The following is a 17,780-nucleotide window of genomic DNA, read 5'->3' as shown; positions in this document are numbered from 1 at the left end:
GGATATATATAGTAATGCATATTTTATAGCTTGTTCCTTTTATATCATAAAGTGAGTACGAAATGGATAGTTGATTAAAAATGTATGGAACTTCACAAAATGGAGACATGATAGCTTTTGAACAGCAGTTTACATTTACTTAGTAGTACGTTTCAGATAAAATAGAGGAAGAAGGAATTGTAGGGAGGTACCAATGAAAAAAATAGCTTGGATAACAGACAGTACATGTGGATTGTCACCAGAATTTGCAAAAGAGAATGATATCTTTATTGTACCTTTAAATGTACTGGTCAACGGACAATCATTTAAGGAAGATATTGATATTACGAAAGAAGAGTTTTATAAGCTTTTAAAAGAACACGGAGATAACGCTAAAACTAGTCAACCTGCATTTGGTGACTTTATTGAACTGTACGAAAAACTGAAGAAAGAATATGATTATGGAATAGCTATTCATGCCTCCAGTCAATTAACCGGAACATATCAGAGCTCTATATCCGCTTCTGAAATGACCGGTTTTGAAACATCCGTCATTGATTCTAAGATAGGTGATTATGCATTAGGGAAAATGATTCAAAAAGGTATCCAATATGTAAAAAGTGGTGAGAGCATTGATACGGTAGTGAGCAAACTACGCGAGCTTCCAAATCAAGCACAGATGTATTTAATGCCACAAAACACTGAACAATTAAGAAAAAGTGGTAGAGTTAGTGCAGCGCAATCACTATTTGCATCTTTATTAAATATACATCTTATCCTTGGATTTGATAACGGCAAAGTAATTGTTAAAGATAAAGTGCGAATTAAGAAACGTGCCAAAATGAAAATGTTCCAGTTATTAAGTGATGCAATGGAACAGCATGACTTAAAAGAAATTTGTATCCAGCATGCAGGGGTACGAGATCAAGCAGAAAAGTGGAAAAGTGAGATACAGGAACGCTATCATGAATTAATCGTTCATATTCAGACATTAGTGCCTGTAGCAGGTGTACACACTGGTCATGGGACGCTATGTATCTCGTGGTTAAAAGAGTAAGTGTAACGAGGGATAATTTTATTCCTCGTTTTCCGTTATTTACTGTTACAATACATAGTGAGTGTTCAATAAAAGCGATAGAGATATAAAAGGAAGTGTGTTTAGATGGGACAAGCATTTGATACGAAATCTGTGCAAATATCGATGAAAAGGCAGGATGGAATTCCTACTAAGGTTACACCCATTCATCAAACCTCTGCTTTCACCTTTACGGATTTAGAGGATATTGAAAGCTTTTATGATGGGGATCGACCGTATTTATATTCCCGAGTTGGCAATCCTAATACGGATGAATTAGGGAAGGCAGTTGCAAAACTAGAAGAGGCAGAAGATGGAATTGCTACGTCATCTGGACTATCTGCAATTATGGTAGGGATTTTGGCTGCGGTTAAGCCAGGTGAACATATTCTAGCATCAAAAGACATCTATGGTGGAACACTAGAATTACTCACGAAGGAAGTAACAAGTTTTGGCATTGAAGTTACTCTAATCGATTTTGAGGAAGATTTAGAAGTACATATAAAAGAAAATACCGTTCTACTTTATACCGAGTCAATTACCAATCCATTATTACGGGTAGAAGACTTGGATAAGGTGGTCGAAGTTGCAAAAAAGCATAGCTTATTAACTATGGTTGATAACACATTTGCAACACCTTATTTAGTTCAGCCTTATTCAAAAGGAATCGACTTAGTTGTTCATAGTGCTACAAAATACCTTGGTGGCCACAGCGACATAACAGCTGGTGTGCTGACTGGACATACTAGATTAATAGAGAAGGCTAGAACGAAATGTGTTAATTTAGGTGCTAATCTAAGTCCGTTTGAAGCTTGGTTAACAGTAAGAGGAATAAAAACACTTGCGGTAAGAATGGAAAGGCATGTGAAAAATGCACGTTTGCTTGCAGAGGCGTTAAAAGACAATCAAGCAATTGAACACGTCTATTATCCGAACAATGTCTCCGAAAAAGGAAATGGTGCAATCGTCACATTAAAATTAGCTCCACAAGCAGATATCAATCAATTTTTTAGAAATTTAGATTGGATTAAAATAGTTGCTACTTTGGCAGGTGTCGAGACATCCGTTTCATATCCAGCAGGTACGTCACATCGAAACATTGAAAAGAGTGAACGAGACAAACTAGGTGTTACAGATAAAATCGTTCGTGTGTCTGTCGGTATAGAGGATAGTCAAGATATAGTTTCTACATTTAAGCATGCATTACAACAATCCATTTAAGGGGTGGTCGTATGAAATATGCAGTAGTTACTGGTACATCGAAAGGATTGGGGGAATCCATTGCTAAGCTGTTAATGCAAGCATCCTTTCATGTCATTGGAATTGCGAGAAATGGAAATAAACAACTGGAAAATGCTGATTATCCAGGTGCATATACTCATTTTGCGGGAGACTTATCCAACATTGAACAAACAACAGAAGTCTTCAATCAAATTATTAAAAACTTAAAACAACAGAAGAATATCGAATCTTTACACCTTGTACAAAATGCGGCCTTAATTCATCCAATTGAACAAGCAGGTAAGCAAGAACCCACTCTTATTGAAAAGCATATGCGTGTAAACTTGGTAACTCCGATGATGATTACAAATCAATGGCTGGATGCATGGAGAGATAGCTCCTTCCCGTTGGTCATGGTAAATGTTACATCAGGTGCAGCAGACCGAAATGTGTATGGATGGACAGCATATGGTGCCTCTAAAGCAGGACTAAACCGTTATACTCGAACAGTTGCATTAGAGCAAGAGGAACTGCAAACAGGTAATAAAGTATTTCTTTTTGATCCGAGCATTATGGATACAGATATGCAAGGTGAAATTCGTTCATCGGAACCGTCTCAATTTATCGAGGTCGAGCAATTTAAAAATTACAAAACAAATAATAAACTTCGCAGCACAGATGTTGTCGCAAAAGTATTGGTTGATCGTTTGTTAGATGAAGAGAACATAAAAAATGGTGAGTATTACAGTGTGAAGGATATTTTTTAGTAAGATAAAAGGCTATCTTCAACGTGCAAATAAAGTTTTGAGTTAAGAGCTCAAAGCTTTATTTATGTACTATTAGGAAATTAAAGCACTATCGGAATCGAGCTATAATATGCGATCGAAACTAGGTAGCTACCCATTTTCAAAAAACGATGTACACTTTCCCTTCTTAGTTCATAAATTATGAATGTAAGAACTAAAGGAGGGATTATGAATGGGTGCAGCTAATTACGGATACGGCTCCGGTTTCGCTTTGCTCGTTGTACTGTTTATTTTACTAATTATAATCGGTGCTTCTTGGGGTTATGGCGCATACTAAGATTTAGTAAGGAATCAGTAGGAATCTCATTCCTACTGATTTTTCTATTATGTACTAAGGAGTTAGGAGGCTAGTGAAACAACATCTTTATTGGAAATATGATAAAATCTTTAATAGGATATTTTCGCTTATGAAAGGAAGTATAGAATGATCACTAGAAAAAGTAACAGAGAAATTGAAATGATGCATCAAGCGGGTAAACTATTAGCTCGCTGCCATAGAGAAATTAAAAAAATGATAAAGCCTGGGATTACGACGATGGATATTGATCAATTTGTAGAAGGATTCTTAAAAGAAAATGGTGCTACACCGGAGCAAAAAGGATACAATGGTTATCCTTATGCTACATGTGCATCCGTGAATGATGAAATATGCCATGGTTTTCCACGTAAAGAAAAATTAAAAAACGGGGACATTGTTACGATTGATATGGTTGTTAACTTAAATGGCGCACTTGCTGATTCCGCTTGGACTTACATTGTAGGCGAATCCGATGAGGAAACAGAACGCTTATTAGAAGTTACAAAAACCTCCCTATATAAAGGAATAGAAATGGCGATTCCAGGAAATCGTATAGGAGATATTGGCCATGCAATCCAGCAGTATGCAGAAGGAGAAGGTTATTCTGTTGTTAGAGAATTTACTGGGCACGGTATTGGCCCAAGCATCCATGAAGACCCGCAAATTCCTCACTTTGGTCTGCCAGGTAAAGGTGCAAGGTTAAAAGAAGGAATGGTTATAACAATTGAACCAATGATTAATGAAGGTACTTGGAAAAGTAAAATGGATGATAATAAGTGGACAGCTCGAACAATAGATGGAAAAAGATCTGCCCAATTTGAGCACACATTAGCAATTACAAAAGAAGGACCAATCTTACTTACAGATCAAGATACTATCGAGGAGTAAAACTGAAAACCATGAATTTGGATAACAAACAACTTAAGAAAATGCAAATTAGGGATGGCTTCTTAGCGGGCCTTCCAATTGTGATTGGTTATATTCCAATCGCAATAGCATATGGCGTATTAGCAAAGCAAGCCGGACTCAGTCTAGTAGAATTGACAGGGATGAGTCTACTTGTATACGCAGGCGCTGGTCAATTTATGGGTGCAGGTATGATAGGTATGGGGATAAGTGCAATGGAAATCATCATTGCTACCTTTGTGCTGAACTTTAGGCATTTTATCCTTAGTCTTTCCCTTACACACCAAATTAGTAAGTTCTCAAAAAGAGCAAAACTTTTATTAACTACTTTATTAACAGATGAAACATTTTCTGTATCATCGATTCATTATGAAAAGGCGGACAAGCCATATAGTAATTATTTTTATGGAACGATTATGATTACGTCCTATTTATCATGGGTGTCTGGTTCCTTTCTTGGAGGTATACTAGGTGACATTATCCCAGCAGGATTAAGTCAAAGTATGGGAGTAGCCCTATATGCGATGTTTATCGGTTTACTTATTCCTTCAATAAAAAAACACAAGAAAATTATATGGATTAGTTTAACGGCTATGGTGATAAACTTCTTAGTAGAACCTTACATAGGACAAGGTTGGGGAATTGTTGTGGGAACCATCATAGGAGCTACTGTTGGAGTGTTTGTTTTGGAGGAGGATAAAGAATGATTTGGATTATAATTATTGGTATGGCTCTTGTCACCTTTATCCCTCGTGTCCTTCCTGCTTTCATTATGGATTCTATTAAATTTCCTGAGTGGTTAGAAAAGTGGTTAAAAGCAATTCCTTATGCTGCATTAGGTGCATTGATATTTCCAGGAATCATGAATACGATACCTGACAAGCCGTGGATTGGACTTGTTGCTGGAGTTATCGCTATTACACTAGCTTGGCTCCGTGTCCATATACTACTCGTTGTATTAAGCGCCATTGGTGTAGTATATTCATTGCAGCACTTTTTCTGAGTATAAGAGATAGATACAATTAAAATTTATGTTATGTAACAACCGATATCCTATGTTATGTCTATGGAATCCGATATTCATTTTGAAAATCTAATATTACACGACTAGAATCTAATGTTGAACCGTCCATATCCAATGTTACCCTGTAAGAATCGGATATTGACTTCTCATAATCTAATGTTGTTTTGATTCATAAAAAACACGAAATCTCTATGAGAGGTTTCGTGCTTTTTTGTAAGGTGAGGAAGCATAAAATTCTGATTGATTTGTCTAGCTCCAGCAACTCCCCCCTCGAGGTCTTAAGTAATGCTGTTCTAAGGCAAAGAGCGCCACGCCAACCCTTACTTAAGCTTGTCGGGGATAAACAAGGCGCTTGCGCTTTTCTTGCTTTAATGATTGTCTTCTTCGTAGGGTTCGATATGAATTTGTGCATGTGGTATAGCATGTTCCTCGCTTAATTTTTCCTCAATATGATCTGCAATAATATGACTTTCTTTGACGGTAAGGTGAGGGTCTACAAGAATGGTAATATCAACTAAAGCTTGATTTCCATGGAGTCGACCTTTTACATCTTTAATACCTAAAACATTTGGATTTTGTTCGATGCTCTCTTTTATTTTCTTAATTTTCTTAGGCTGGAAGCCGTCCGTCAATGTATGTGTCGCATCACGGAAAATATGCCAAGCTGTATAACAAATGATGATACCAACAATTAATCCGGCCAAAGGGTCTAACCAATACAAATGAAACTGAGCGCCCATAATACCAACAAACGCTCCAATACTAACTAAAGCATCGGCTTTATTGTCTTGTGCGACAGCCATGATTGCTGAACTATTTATCCTTTTTCCGAGACGTAAATTATAAAAATATACAGCAAACATAATAATGGCACAAACGAGAGCTGTCCAAGCAGTAAGCATGTCAGGTTGCTGAAACTCATTATTGATAAAAATTTGAAACGTATTTATTAGAACTTGAATTCCAATCGTCATCATAATGAAAGCAGCAATTAATGAAGCAATCATTTCAGCGCGGAAATGACCATAATGATGGTCTTCGTCTGGAGGCTTACGAGATATTTTTAAGCCGATTAGGACAGCTATAGAGGCAATAACATCTGTAGCATTATTTAATCCATCGGCACGTAATGCAGATGAATGACCAATGTGAGCCATAATTAATTTAAAAGTAGCGAGCAAAAGATACGTGATAATACTAAGCCAAGCACCTTTTTCTCCCTCTTTAATATAGTGGTATGGATCCATTACGCACCTCCATTACATATATTTCATTATCGTCACCAAAGCTCGTTTAGACATTTTAGTTTAACACAAAGATATAAATTCTTTCACTAAATTTTAAAATAGGAAATAAGTATATCAAGCTTATCAAAGAACGAGAAGCCTTGTCTACTAACGAACGATTATTCATACGTTTACAGTGATAAAGTGGTGGGAATAGAATAATAACTTATCACACATTGAACAACCGTGCATATAGTAAAATGAAGGAGGCGTGCAACATGAAAAAAGAGAAAACGATTTATCGACTAAGAAACTTTGTGTATAATTTCCACCCTGTAATACATGCGAGGAAAGAGATCACATTTGAGATGAAATTGGCTTCTAAATTAGTATTAGATGAATTGAAATATGAATGGAATAAGGCACGCTTGCAACAACTAATTGATGATGCATTAGATAAAAAAGATAAAGAAGCCTTTATTCAATTAAGTAAGATTTACGTTACGTATATAAATGACTCTAAGTGAAATAAAACAATTTGATAAATATCACTCCTTGATGATTGTATATGAACTTCATGGACAAATAGCAAAACACCCACCTTTATTATCTACATAGATGAGAGGTGGGTGTTTTCTTTTTCCAAAAATACTATAATAGTTAAATTGATTGGAAAATTATTTTACACAATATGACCTTTTGTTATGATATAGTTAAGAATGTCACATTCTATTTATGAAAAATTAATAGAGCCCGTTCTATTTGAATGGAATATAACATCTACTGTATAAACAACAAGATATTTAAAGGTGGAATTAATACATGTTAAATCGTAATAAAAAATGGCTAATTAGCGGAAGCTTTATTTTTGTAGTGCTCATAGCTGGTTGCGAACAATTAGGAATAGATTGGAATTCCAATAGTAACAACGAACAAGAAAACCAACAAATCGAAGAATCAGTAAACAATGAAGAAACATTAAATAGAGAAGTAGAACAAGACGAAAACAATGAAGTTTCTCGAGAAGAAACAGACACGAACAAAGAGGAAACAGAGGAAGAGGCAATCGAGACAGTTTTACAACGTGATGAAAACGGACTTGTTATTGTACCGAATCCAGAGAGTATAGAGGTTATTGTGAATAAAGAGCGAAGACTTCCAGAAGGATATGAACCACCTGACTTAGTCGAACCAGATGTCGAATTTCATGCAGGTGAAGGAGATCCTAAACGTCAGATGAGACAAGAGGCTGCACACGCCCTTGAAGAGTTATTCGCAATCGCGGAGAAAGAGGGAATAGAGCTAGTAGCTGTTTCAGGCTACAGGTCTTATAATCGCCAAGAAGTTATCTACAATAATAGTGTAGAAAAAAATGGGGAAGAGCATGCGAATCAATACTCAGCAAAACCAGGTACTAGTGAGCATCAAACAGGATTAGCTATGGATGTTGCATCTAGTCAACGCGTTTCTGTTTTAGAGCCCTCCTTTATTGATACGGATGAAGGACAATGGTTAGATGAAAATGCTCATCGCGCAGGGTTTATTATTCGCTATCCAGATGGGAAAGAAAACATTACAGGGTATAACTATGAACCATGGCATTTGCGTTATGTTGGAAAAGAATTAGCAACGGAGATTTATAAACAGCAACTTACTTTAGAAGAGTTTTTTGGGTTATTTAATGAATAAAGCAAGCCTCCAATAGATTTGGACGCAAAAAAGAGGTTGGGGATAAGATCCCTAACCTCTTTTTTCTAGCTAATTTCTAATTAGGTAATCAAATGCTCCTAATGATGCAGTTGCACCTGACCCCATTGAAATTATAATTTGTTTGTAGGCACTATTTGTACAGTCACCTGCTGCAAATACACCAGGTACACTTGTCATATTGTGCTCGTCTACGATAATTTCACCAAATTTATTCATTTCAACTGTTTCCTTTAGCCACTCTGTGTTTGGAACTAGGCCGATTTGAACAAATACACCTTGAAGTGCGATCTCGTGAGATTCGCCAGTATCGCGATCTTTATAGCGGATACCTTCTACTTTGTCGCTTCCGTAAATTTCTTCTGTTGCTACATTTGTAATTACAGTTACGTTAGGTAGACTACGTAATCTTTCCTGTAGAACAGCATCAGCTTTTAGTTCAGGTAAGAATTCAAGTACTGTTACATGTTTCACAATACCAGCCAAATCAATAGCTGCTTCTACTCCAGAGTTACCTCCACCGATAACTGCAACGTCTTTCCCTTCAAAAATTGGTCCGTCACAGTGTGGACAGTATGCTACCCCTTTGTTTTTGAATTCTTTTTCACCAGGTACACCAATTTCACGCCAGCGTGCACCAGTAGATAGAATAACAGATTTACCTTTAATTACAGCGCCGCTTTCTAATTCAACCTCAAAAAGGTCTTTTTTAGCTAACGACTTTGCTGTTTGATTATTCATAATATCGATGTCGTAGTCTCTAACATGTTCTTCCATGCTAGCAACTAACTTAGGACCTTCTGTATACTTTGTTGTAATGAAGTTCTCAATTCCAAGTGTATCTTGGACTTGTCCACCAAAACGGTCCGCAATAATTCCAGTACGAATACCTTTTCTAGCGGCATAAATAGCTGCACTTGCACCAGCTGGACCTCCACCAACAACTAGTACATCAAATGGGTCTTTTTCTTCTAGTTCTGACATATCTACAGAGCTACCTAATTCTTGAAGGATACTATCAAGTGTTTGACGGCCATTCAAGAATGGCTCTCCGTTTAGATAGATGCTTGGAACTGCCATAATATCTTTTGCTTCTACTTCCTCTTTAAATACTGCACCGTCGACCATTGTATGAGTAATATTAGGATTTACAACACTCATCAAATTAAGTGCTTGTACAACATCAGGGCAATTCTGACAAGTCAAACTTACATATGTTTCGAAATGATACGTCCCCTCAAGCTTCTTAATTTGTTTAATCGTACTCTCTTCTACTTTAGGTGGGCGTCCACTTACTTGTAATAGAGCAAGTACAAAAGAAGTGAACTCATGACCTAACGGAACCCCAGCGAAAATGACTCCATTGTCTTCACCTTTTCGGTTAAGACTAAAGCTTGGCACTCTTGGAAGGTCTGCTTTTTCTACTGTGATTCTATCACTCATATCAGCAATCTCTGTAACAAAGTCAGACAATTCTTTAGAAGAATTGTCTGAACCAGAATTTACTTTGATGACAATATCATTTTCTAGTAGCTTCAAGTATTCATTTAATTGTGCTTTAATATCTTTATCTAGCATTTAATATCTTCCCCTTAAATTTTACCTACTAGGTCTAAGCTAGGTTTTAAAGTATCTTCGCCTTCTTCCCATTTAGCTGGACAAACTTCACCTGGATTATTACGCACGTACTGTGCAGCTTTGATTTTGTTAATTAACGTACTTGCATCACGGCCAATTCCATCAGCGTTAATTTCAACAGCTTGGATGATTCCATCTGGATCAATAATAAATGTACCGCGATCCGCTAAACCTTCTTCTTCTCTAAGAACTTCAAAGTTACGTGAAATTGTTTGAGAAGGGTCACCGATCATAATATATTCAATCTTCCCAATGGCAGGAGAATGTTCATGCCATGCTTTATGAGTAAAGTGTGTATCAGTAGATACAGAATACACCTCAACACCTAATTCTTTAAGTTCTCCGTAATAAGCTTGCAAATCTTCCAATTCTGTAGGACATACGAACGTGAAATCTGCTGGATAGAAGCAAACAACGCTCCATTGACCTTTAAAATTTTCCTCTGTTACTTCTAGAAAATCCCCTTGCTGAAATGCTTGCGCTTTAAAAGGTAGTACTTCTTTTCCTACTAAAGACATGTAAGATCGTCCTCCTTAAGATAGTTGAATATTTTTTTTATTATATCCTCATTGTTCTCCCATATTGGAATCCGAATAAGAATATAATAATTTTAAGCTCATATCTATTATAAATACACACTGTCGACCTTTGTCAAGCAAACCAAATATGGACATTTTGAGAACGTTTTATACTATTTACCAAGGAAGCATCATCCTCTATACTATCTCCACTTTTTTTATAGGCTATCCCTTGACTATTACATTCTCATTTATTTTTGAAAATTGAGAATATTTTCAACCATTTTCACAATAAAGGACTAGAGAACATAGGTTATAACACAGGAACTTTGTTTGACATTGGAGTGATAGGAATGAAGCTTTCTACAGGTATGCTAGTTACAAGGTACTCTTATGAACATGATATTGTATTTCGAATAAAAGGAATTATAAATAATCAAGTAGTTTTACATGGCGAGGATTTACGATTAGAAGCAGATGCACCTCCAGACGATTTACGTGTATTAGGGGACGATGATTTACGAAAGCGCGAAGAAGAAATGAAGGAGAAGGAAGAATATTCCTATCGATTGTTTCGCCAAGATTACCAATTAATGAAAAACAAGAAAAACATGGAGGATAAAAAAGACTTGCCGAGAAATGTACAAAGATTCCAAATACCAGTAAAAGTCCTTCATATTGACGGTGATCGACTTTATTTAAAAAAGTGTATTGAGTTGTATAAAAAGCTAGGTTTACAAGTTCACGGAGTATATATGGAAGAACATGAAGTTCCACTTCATATGAGTGAATTGCTTGAAAAAATCAAGCCTGATGTACTTGTTATTACTGGTCACGACTCTTATTCTGAATCAAAGGGAGAGAAAAGAGATATAAAGGCTTATCGAAATTCGCGTTTTTTTGCTGAAGCGGTCCGAATCGCGCGAACTCATACTTCACATCTGGATCAACTAGTTATTTTTGCTGGTGCCTGCCAATCTCATTTTGAGTCCTTAATACGTGCAGGCGCCAATTTTGCTAGTTCACCTGAGCGCATTAACATTCACGCTCTTGATCCAGTATACGTTGTAGCAAAAATCGCATATACATCATTTATGGATAAAATTAATGTTTATGACGTAATTAGCAATACCTTTACAGGGGAAAAGGGATTAGGTGGAATGGAAACGAGAGGATTATATCGTACGGGCATTCCATACATGGAAAATAAATAATAAAGTAGGGAAGGCTATCGTAGTTATTCAACGTTAGCCAATTTCCTTTTTTACATAAAGTGAAAGTATATTTTAATCTACATGCTCCCTTTTTTTTGCTACAATATAGAGTGAAATGAAATCAATAAGGGACAAGGGAGAGAGGCAAGTGGATTATCGTATTGAGAGAGATACAATAGGTGAGATTAAAGTAGCAAAAGATAAGTATTGGGGAGCACAAACCCAACGTAGTAAAGAGAATTTCCCAATCGGTAATGAAAAAATGCCGTTAGAAATTATTGAAGCGTTTGCGATACTAAAAAGAAGTGTTGCTATTGTAAATTACGAACTTGGAAAAATGGAAGAAGAAAAAAAGGATGCGATTCTCTACGCAGCGGATAAAATTATCGCAGGAGAACTATTCGAACACTTCCCATTAGTTGTATGGCAAACTGGGAGCGGTACACAATCCAATATGAATGTTAACGAAGTAATTGCATATGTTGGGAATCAATATTTAGAGGAAAAGGGTAGTGATGTTCGTCTTCATCCGAATGACGATGTCAACCAATCACAGAGTTCTAATGATACATATCCAACAGCGTTGCACATTGCAGCATTGCTTAAATTAGAAGATGCTGTATTACCTGCATTGCAACGTTTAAAAGCTACATTTAAAGAAAAAATGGAAGCGTTTCAGGATATCGTTAAAATAGGTCGTACACACCTCCAAGATGCTACACCATTAACGTTAGGACAAGAAATTAGTGGTTGGCACCGCATGCTTGAAAAATCGGAGGCAATGATAAAAGATAGTATTCCATACATTAGAGAACTTGCTATTGGTGGAACAGCCGTGGGAACTGGATTAAACGCTCATCCAGAATTATCAGAACGTGTTTCCGCAAAGATAAGTGAGTACACTGGGAAAGAGTTTGTTTCGGCACAAAATAAATTTCATGCCTTAACAAGTCACGATGAATTGGTTTATTCTCATGGTGCCCTGAAAGGTCTTGCTGCCGATTTAATGAAAATTGCGAATGATGTTCGATGGCTTGCAAGTGGTCCACGTTGTGGAATTGGAGAAATTACAATCCCAGCAAATGAACCAGGTAGTTCGATTATGCCAGGTAAAGTAAACCCGACACAGAGTGAAGCCATTACAATGGTTGTTACACAAGTTATGGGGAATGATGCGGCGATTGGATTTGCGGCAAGTCAAGGTAATTTCGAACTAAATGTTTACAAACCAGTAATTGCTTATAACTTCTTACAGTCCGCACAACTACTTGCGGATAGTATGGTGTCGTTTAACGATCGTTGTGCAGTAGGTATTGAGCCGAATCATGAGCAAATTGAGAAGAATCTAACGGATTCACTGATGCTAGTTACTGCATTAAACCCGCATATTGGCTACGAAAATGCGGCTAAAATAGCTAAAAAAGCGTATGAAGATAACAAGACGTTGAAGGAAACTGCTGTTGAATTAGGTTTATTAACAGAAGAACAATTTGATGAATGGATTAAGCCTGAAGAAATGACTTATCCAAAGTAATCTAGATAGATGTTAGAATTTACTAATATTAAAATTGCATATAGATTGTCTTTCTGTCCACAATAGTGTGTACAGGAGGTGATCATAGTGGCAAGCAACAATAATTCCAACCAATTACTAGTGCCAGGAGTAGAGCAAGCACTTGATCAAATGAAAACTGAAATTGCACAAGAATTTGGAGTAAATTTAGGTGCAGATTCAACATCTCGCGCTAACGGTTCTGTTGGTGGCGAAATTACAAAACGTCTAGTACAAATGTCTGAACAACAATTCAGCGGTTCTCAACAACAACAATAATATAAACTAATTATAATAAGAACTGTCAGGGGAAAAGAGACTTATCCCTGACAGTTTTTTAATAATAAAGAATAATTTAATATGATTCCCCAAAAACTAGGATGAATCGAATAACAACTAGGGGGAAACAAACAATGACGATTTGTTATTTGTGTAACGGAATGGAAGAATTAAATAAGCATTGTCCAGCTTGTGAAAATATTATGATGGATGCAGGAAAAGCAGTGGATTATCATGGTGATTACGCACCGTATATAGAAGCGGAAGACGCTAAATTAATAGACGGAATTGCGGACTCATCTAATAAAAAGCAATGTATCCATTTAGCAGTTTGCTCTATTTGTAATTATGATGAAGAGATTGTAGTACAAGAACGAATGTAATACATGAATCTCATTGATACAGCCGACATAAAGAAAACTTGGCTAGCGATAAGCCATGTGCAGGCGTTCGCATTCATTGAATTTATACAAATCCGTAGAAAGGCTAATAACATCACATACGGTGGCAACGTCTTTCTGGCCAACACTCTATTTATCCTAATTTTTTACGACATTGAGGGACTTCTATGGTGAAAAATTCATACTAGTCTAACGCGTAAAAAGAGTACTCCGTCGATTGACGAAGTACTCTCTATATTTTAGACAATAATTATTTAATACGCTCTTCTGTTTCCATATCGAAGAAGTGACACTTGTTCATATCAAATGCAAGTTCGATTTTTTCTCCGCCTTGTACATCTGTACGAGAATCTACACGTGCAACGAAGTCTTGGCCATTTACTTCTGAATATAGGTAAGACTCAGAACCCATTAACTCAGCAACTTCGATCGTAGCTGTAATTCTTGAACCTTGATTTGCATCTAAAAATACTGGTTCATCATGGATATCTTCTGGGCGCACTCCTAGAACTACCTCTTTACCGATATAACCTTGTTCACGAAGTACTTTCATTTTTCCTTCTGGAACAGCAACTTTTGTTTCACCTAGTGAGATACTACCTTCTTCTAATGTACCATTAAAGAAGTTCATTGCAGGTGATCCGATAAATCCACCAACAAAGATATTGTTAGGTTTGTCGTACACTTCTTTAGGTGCACCTACTTGTTGGATAAGACCATCTTTAAGTACAACAAGACGAGTAGCCATCGTCATCGCTTCTGTTTGGTCGTGTGTAACATAAATTGTTGTTGTCTGTAGACGGTGGTGTAGCTTTTGAATTTCCGCACGCATTTGAACACGTAGTTTTGCATCCAAGTTAGAAAGCGGCTCATCCATTAAGAATACTTTTGCGTCACGTACAATCGCACGTCCAAGAGCAACACGCTGACGCTGACCACCAGAAAGTGCTTTCGGCTTACGGTCTAGGTATGCCTCTAATCCTAGGATACGAGCAGCATCTTTCACACGACGATCAATTTCGTCCTTTTTAAATTTACGAAGTTTTAAACCAAAAGCCATGTTATCATATACGTTCATGTGTGGATATAGTGCGTAGTTTTGGAAAACCATCGCAATGTCACGATCTTTTGGTGCTACATCGTTCATTAATTTACCATCAATATAAAATTCACCTGCAGAGATTTCCTCAAGTCCAGCAATCATACGAAGTGTAGTAGATTTACCACAACCTGAAGGACCAACGAAAACAACAAATTCTTTGTCTTTAATCTCTAGATTAAAGTTATCTACTGCCTTTTCATCTGCTTTATCATATACTTTATCAATATTTCTTAGTGATAGTTCTGCCATCTTAATTCCCCCTCTTTAAATTGAAAGCGTTTCAAACTGTAATTTAAGTGTACTATTATAAATTCAAAAGGTAAATAGAAAACGTGCACAAAAAAGTCACTGGTTGTTTGTGCACGTTTACATAACCTGTCCGGTTAATTGTTTGCAATAATCAAACATAGGTATACAGCAATAGCGCCTTCAAACTGTTTGACATCGATACCTGTCTTTTCAATAAATTTATCTACACGGTATTGCAAACTATTACGGTGCATGTACATTTTCTTAGCGGCTAGTGTTGTATTTGAATTGGATTCTAAAAAGATTTGAATCGTTTTAAGTAGCTCCTCGTCATCCGATACTTCATGTAGAAGAGATTCACAAAGCAACAATCTTTCCTCTTTTGTAATGGGTTGTAAAACGATATAGGGAATGCTTTGAATATAAGAAAGAACAGATTGTTTTGAATTTCTTGTCATCCGATAGCAATTTTTCATCCATTGATAGAACGTACTAGCTTTTTTAATATTATGAAGAACGGGACCTACAAACAATTTCACATCCATATAAAAGTCAGTAGTCAACACTTCTGCTATCTCTGTGTAGGAGATTTCTTCATTTATCTCCCCTTTGATTTCTTGAATAATGACACCTTCTTCATTGTTCTCCCATAAAATCGGCGGCTTTTCGAAAAAGATCCCATAAATAGCTTCACGGAAATTATCGGGATCGACTGTTTCGTCCGACAAGGAAAAATAAACAAAGTAATAGCGGTGGTCTTCCAAATTGGAAGGGATATGCTGGTGAAATAAAATATCCGACCATACTTTTTCTTGCTCTGTCATTGGAGGTTGATTAGCTTTGTACGGTGTTAACAAAATAGTAAGTAGCTCTAATTCGCGTTGGGTAATGTCGTCTGCTGGAATTCCAACAATGTCGTTTTCTTTTGTGACGAACCACTTGTAATCACTATGGTTAATGGTAGCTCCATTTTCTGCTTTAACTAAATTGGGAAACATATATTGTAATTGGTCTAACATGAGAATTTTGTCTCTCCTATTGTCGTTTTTCTACATTATATCAAAGAATCTCATTGAACGAATAGGAGAGACATTTAACATTACGATTCAGAGTCCCTTTTTCCATCTGTCTCTGCTGGAAAAGGTTCCCCTTGCTTAGGTAATTCTCGTGCTTGTTCTATTTGCATTCGATCATATTCGGAATACGTGGTACCCCCAGCCATTCCCTCATTTATCATTCTGTCTACATCTACTTCATACTTCTGGCGCGAATCTTTTTCTTTATTAGACGATGGTTTTGCCATGCAGTTGATTCTCCTTTAATATTAGATTTTCCTTCATAGCTTATGTAGAAGGCATTGTTTCATTCCATCTTGTTGTTATGCTATTTAATAACTCACTAAAGAATTGTATGCTTTCTGTCTTTCTTGATGGATGCGAGAGATGAGATTCCCAATTTGGTTGTAGCTGTATATCCTCTAGCCAAAGCATGCTTTCATTTTCGACGCTAAAAACAAGTCCTAATTCAATCAAGTTAGTGTTCGAGTTTTCCTCAATAATTTGTGCCAACCTTGTTGCTGTTGCTTCGATTTTTTTTTCTAACGATACGGAAGGTGGAAATGAAGTATAACGTTTTGTTAGAAACAAACATTTCCAGTTAGAAGCTGAATCTTTATATAAAAGTATCGCAAATCTGTTATTGATACGCGGAGCGGCTAGTTGCATGATATCGTAGGGATGAGTCGGTGAGAAAAAATGAGTCGCTAATGCTTGGAAGTTGGGGAATGAATAATATGCTTGGTCCTCAGTTGTTACCATGTAAACATGATCAGCCTTTTCAATTAAAAGGTTAGGTTGTTGTACAGAGGAATCCTTTTTTAGCCAGATCGGATAATCATCTAACCGTCGTTCAATATGTTGAATCGATGGCGAAAAGGTTATTTCGTGTATCATATGTGAGACCTCTTGATTTGTTAACAGACTTTTAAATAAATACCATTTGTTAAGGAAAGGAGGATTACTTATAATAGAATTTGCTTGCAAATAGTTAATATTATCTTCATACGCCTTATAGAGCGTTGTGCGTAAATAATGGAAGTTTGGAACATTTACATGAACTTGAACCCAGCGATCGTTTTCCCATTCGTATCCTGTAACGAATTCACTAGTTCGATGTACATTCTCAATCGAGTAAAGAATAGGAGTGAATCCAAAGAGAAATGCGATTTGACTGAAGCGTATCCATAAATGATTGGTAGAAGATTCTTGAAAGAGTGAGTAGTCATTGGAGAGCACAATTCCAATAGGCATACTTATATCAATTGTATCGTGTGTTAACTTGATAAAATGTTCAGAAGAGTGCATCATTCCCAATGACTGAAACAATGATTCTGAAATCCATAAAATATTGTCGTCTTTATGGTGAGTTAACACTTCGCAATGAATTGATAAATTGCCCCTTTTTAATTGATGAATGTTCTGAAATCGCGGGTAAATAGTAGAAGGGACAATAATACGTGCTTTTTTACTTGGATAGCTCTTTAATTTTAGTTTAATATACATAAAAACAACTCCTGCACAATGATT

The 17,780-nt window shown here is 36.5% G+C and carries 20 protein-coding genes; 13 read left to right on the top strand and 7 right to left on the bottom strand.

The genetic code is table 11. The features are described from left to right. The first annotated feature begins 193 nt into the window (after positions 1-193). The 7 genes from GGQ92_RS07315 to GGQ92_RS07285 all read left to right on the top strand — a co-directional run bounded on the left by GGQ92_RS07315 (position 194) and on the right by GGQ92_RS07285 (position 5,288). On the top strand, positions 194-1,036 hold the full coding sequence (locus GGQ92_RS07315) for a DegV family protein (protein WP_184246364.1): 843 nt from the start codon (positions 194-196) through the stop codon (positions 1,034-1,036). Between the two features lie 105 nt (positions 1,037-1,141). After that, positions 1,142-2,275, top strand: coding sequence for a trans-sulfuration enzyme family protein (locus GGQ92_RS07310; RefSeq protein ID WP_184246361.1), 1,134 nt, complete (start codon positions 1,142-1,144; stop codon positions 2,273-2,275). A gap of 11 nt (positions 2,276-2,286) precedes the next feature. Further along, complete coding sequence (locus GGQ92_RS07305; RefSeq protein ID WP_184246358.1) at positions 2,287-3,042, top strand: SDR family NAD(P)-dependent oxidoreductase; 756 nt, start codon at positions 2,287-2,289, stop codon at positions 3,040-3,042. A 211-nt stretch (positions 3,043-3,253) separates the two neighbouring features. Continuing rightward, complete coding sequence (locus tag GGQ92_RS07300) at positions 3,254-3,358, top strand: YjcZ family sporulation protein (protein WP_184246355.1); 105 nt, start codon at positions 3,254-3,256, stop codon at positions 3,356-3,358. A 147-nt stretch (positions 3,359-3,505) separates the two neighbouring features. Further along, a complete protein-coding gene (gene map / locus GGQ92_RS07295) occupies positions 3,506-4,267 on the top strand; it encodes a type I methionyl aminopeptidase (protein ID WP_184246352.1) in 762 nt (253 codons plus the stop codon). A gap of 11 nt (positions 4,268-4,278) precedes the next feature. After that, complete coding sequence (locus GGQ92_RS07290; RefSeq protein ID WP_184246349.1) at positions 4,279-4,992, top strand: AzlC family ABC transporter permease; 714 nt, start codon at positions 4,279-4,281, stop codon at positions 4,990-4,992. After that, on the top strand, positions 4,989-5,288 hold the full coding sequence (locus GGQ92_RS07285) for an AzlD domain-containing protein (protein ID WP_184246346.1): 300 nt from the start codon (positions 4,989-4,991) through the stop codon (positions 5,286-5,288). The genes GGQ92_RS07290 and GGQ92_RS07285 overlap by 4 nt, the downstream gene beginning before the upstream one ends. Positions 5,289-5,677: 389 nt before the next feature. Here the strand turns inward: GGQ92_RS07285 and GGQ92_RS07280 are convergent, their stop codons facing one another. Continuing rightward, the gene (locus GGQ92_RS07280) at positions 5,678-6,556 is read right to left on the bottom strand and encodes a cation diffusion facilitator family transporter (RefSeq protein WP_184246343.1); all 879 of its coding nucleotides are present in this window, start codon (positions 6,554-6,556) and stop codon (positions 5,678-5,680) included. Between the two features lie 257 nt (positions 6,557-6,813). On the opposite strand from GGQ92_RS07280, the gene GGQ92_RS07275 reads away from it, so the two are divergent. Together GGQ92_RS07275 and GGQ92_RS07270 are read left to right on the top strand one after the other, a co-directional pair. Further along, a complete protein-coding gene (locus GGQ92_RS07275) occupies positions 6,814-7,062 on the top strand; it encodes an IDEAL domain-containing protein (RefSeq protein WP_184246340.1) in 249 nt (82 codons plus the stop codon). A gap of 295 nt (positions 7,063-7,357) precedes the next feature. Beyond that, on the top strand, positions 7,358-8,224 hold the full coding sequence (locus GGQ92_RS07270; RefSeq protein ID WP_184246338.1) for a M15 family metallopeptidase: 867 nt from the start codon (positions 7,358-7,360) through the stop codon (positions 8,222-8,224). Positions 8,225-8,293: 69 nt separating this feature from the next. Here GGQ92_RS07270 and ahpF read toward each other — a convergent pair whose 3' ends face one another. After that, positions 8,294-9,820, bottom strand: a complete 1,527-nt coding sequence (gene ahpF, locus GGQ92_RS07265) for an alkyl hydroperoxide reductase subunit F (protein WP_184246336.1) — start codon at positions 9,818-9,820, stop codon at positions 8,294-8,296. Between the two features lie 14 nt (positions 9,821-9,834). Further along, positions 9,835-10,398: an alkyl hydroperoxide reductase subunit C gene (gene ahpC / locus GGQ92_RS07260; RefSeq protein ID WP_184246333.1), complete on the bottom strand. Its 564-nt coding sequence runs from the start codon at positions 10,396-10,398 to the stop codon at positions 9,835-9,837. Positions 10,399-10,751: 353 nt separating this feature from the next. Between ahpC and yabG the strand changes: the two genes are divergently transcribed. The 4 genes from yabG to GGQ92_RS07240 all read left to right on the top strand — a co-directional run bounded on the left by yabG (position 10,752) and on the right by GGQ92_RS07240 (position 13,826). Further along, positions 10,752-11,612: a sporulation peptidase YabG gene (gene yabG, locus GGQ92_RS07255; RefSeq protein WP_184246330.1), complete on the top strand. Its 861-nt coding sequence runs from the start codon at positions 10,752-10,754 to the stop codon at positions 11,610-11,612. 148 nt (positions 11,613-11,760) lie between these two features. Further along, on the top strand, positions 11,761-13,146 hold the full coding sequence (gene fumC / locus GGQ92_RS07250) for a class II fumarate hydratase (RefSeq protein WP_184246328.1): 1,386 nt from the start codon (positions 11,761-11,763) through the stop codon (positions 13,144-13,146). Between the two features lie 87 nt (positions 13,147-13,233). Next, entirely contained in the window at positions 13,234-13,443 is a 210-nt protein-coding gene (locus GGQ92_RS07245; protein WP_184246325.1) for a small, acid-soluble spore protein, alpha/beta type, read from the top strand. 134 nt (positions 13,444-13,577) lie between these two features. Then, positions 13,578-13,826 (top strand): hypothetical protein, encoded by a 249-nt coding sequence (locus tag GGQ92_RS07240; protein ID WP_184246322.1) that lies wholly within the window; start codon positions 13,578-13,580, stop codon positions 13,824-13,826. Positions 13,827-14,094: 268 nt separating this feature from the next. On the opposite strand, the gene GGQ92_RS07235 is transcribed toward GGQ92_RS07240, so the two are convergent. The 4 genes from GGQ92_RS07235 to GGQ92_RS07220 all read right to left on the bottom strand — a co-directional run bounded on the left by GGQ92_RS07235 (position 14,095) and on the right by GGQ92_RS07220 (position 17,756). Further along, a complete protein-coding gene (locus GGQ92_RS07235) occupies positions 14,095-15,195 on the bottom strand; it encodes an ABC transporter ATP-binding protein (RefSeq protein ID WP_184246319.1) in 1,101 nt (366 codons plus the stop codon). A 134-nt stretch (positions 15,196-15,329) separates the two neighbouring features. Further along, the gene (locus tag GGQ92_RS07230) at positions 15,330-16,214 is read right to left on the bottom strand and encodes a PucR family transcriptional regulator (protein ID WP_184246316.1); all 885 of its coding nucleotides are present in this window, start codon (positions 16,212-16,214) and stop codon (positions 15,330-15,332) included. 80 nt (positions 16,215-16,294) lie between these two features. Continuing rightward, positions 16,295-16,498 carry a hypothetical protein gene (locus GGQ92_RS07225; protein ID WP_184246313.1) on the bottom strand — a complete coding sequence of 68 codons (204 nt, stop codon included), beginning with the start codon at positions 16,496-16,498 and terminating at the stop codon, positions 16,295-16,297. Between the two features lie 40 nt (positions 16,499-16,538). Then, the gene (locus GGQ92_RS07220; protein WP_184246310.1) at positions 16,539-17,756 is read right to left on the bottom strand and encodes a hypothetical protein; all 1,218 of its coding nucleotides are present in this window, start codon (positions 17,754-17,756) and stop codon (positions 16,539-16,541) included. Positions 17,757-17,780 lie beyond the last annotated feature (24 nt).

This window comes from Gracilibacillus halotolerans, from assembly GCF_014206945.1.
Lineage (GTDB): Bacteria > Bacillota > Bacilli > Bacillales > Amphibacillaceae > Gracilibacillus > Gracilibacillus halotolerans.
This window is presented reverse-complemented; position numbering and strand designations above follow the sequence as displayed.

Excerpts from the sequence above, each read along its gene's own strand:
- GGQ92_RS07315 (WP_184246364.1), top strand. The coding sequence starts at position 194 with ATGAAAAAAATAGCTTGGATAACAGACAGTACATGTGGATTGTCACCA.
- GGQ92_RS07310 (WP_184246361.1), top strand. The coding sequence starts at position 1,142 with ATGGGACAAGCATTTGATACGAAATCTGTGCAAATATCGATGAAAAGG.
- GGQ92_RS07305 (WP_184246358.1), top strand. The coding sequence starts at position 2,287 with ATGAAATATGCAGTAGTTACTGGTACATCGAAAGGATTGGGGGAATCC.
- GGQ92_RS07300 (WP_184246355.1), top strand. The coding sequence starts at position 3,254 with ATGGGTGCAGCTAATTACGGATACGGCTCCGGTTTCGCTTTGCTCGTT.
- map (WP_184246352.1), top strand. The coding sequence starts at position 3,506 with ATGATCACTAGAAAAAGTAACAGAGAAATTGAAATGATGCATCAAGCG.
- GGQ92_RS07290 (WP_184246349.1), top strand. The coding sequence starts at position 4,279 with ATGAATTTGGATAACAAACAACTTAAGAAAATGCAAATTAGGGATGGC.
- GGQ92_RS07285 (WP_184246346.1), top strand. The coding sequence starts at position 4,989 with ATGATTTGGATTATAATTATTGGTATGGCTCTTGTCACCTTTATCCCT.
- GGQ92_RS07280 (WP_184246343.1), bottom strand. The coding sequence starts at position 6,556 with ATGGATCCATACCACTATATTAAAGAGGGAGAAAAAGGTGCTTGGCTT.
- GGQ92_RS07275 (WP_184246340.1), top strand. The coding sequence starts at position 6,814 with ATGAAAAAAGAGAAAACGATTTATCGACTAAGAAACTTTGTGTATAAT.
- GGQ92_RS07270 (WP_184246338.1), top strand. The coding sequence starts at position 7,358 with ATGTTAAATCGTAATAAAAAATGGCTAATTAGCGGAAGCTTTATTTTT.
- ahpF (WP_184246336.1), bottom strand. The coding sequence starts at position 9,820 with ATGCTAGATAAAGATATTAAAGCACAATTAAATGAATACTTGAAGCTA.
- ahpC (WP_184246333.1), bottom strand. The coding sequence starts at position 10,398 with ATGTCTTTAGTAGGAAAAGAAGTACTACCTTTTAAAGCGCAAGCATTT.
- yabG (WP_184246330.1), top strand. The coding sequence starts at position 10,752 with ATGAAGCTTTCTACAGGTATGCTAGTTACAAGGTACTCTTATGAACAT.
- GGQ92_RS07240 (WP_184246322.1), top strand. The coding sequence starts at position 13,578 with ATGACGATTTGTTATTTGTGTAACGGAATGGAAGAATTAAATAAGCAT.
- GGQ92_RS07235 (WP_184246319.1), bottom strand. The coding sequence starts at position 15,195 with ATGGCAGAACTATCACTAAGAAATATTGATAAAGTATATGATAAAGCA.
- GGQ92_RS07230 (WP_184246316.1), bottom strand. The coding sequence starts at position 16,214 with ATGTTAGACCAATTACAATATATGTTTCCCAATTTAGTTAAAGCAGAA.
- GGQ92_RS07225 (WP_184246313.1), bottom strand. The coding sequence starts at position 16,498 with ATGGCAAAACCATCGTCTAATAAAGAAAAAGATTCGCGCCAGAAGTAT.
- GGQ92_RS07220 (WP_184246310.1), bottom strand. The coding sequence starts at position 17,756 with ATGTATATTAAACTAAAATTAAAGAGCTATCCAAGTAAAAAAGCACGT.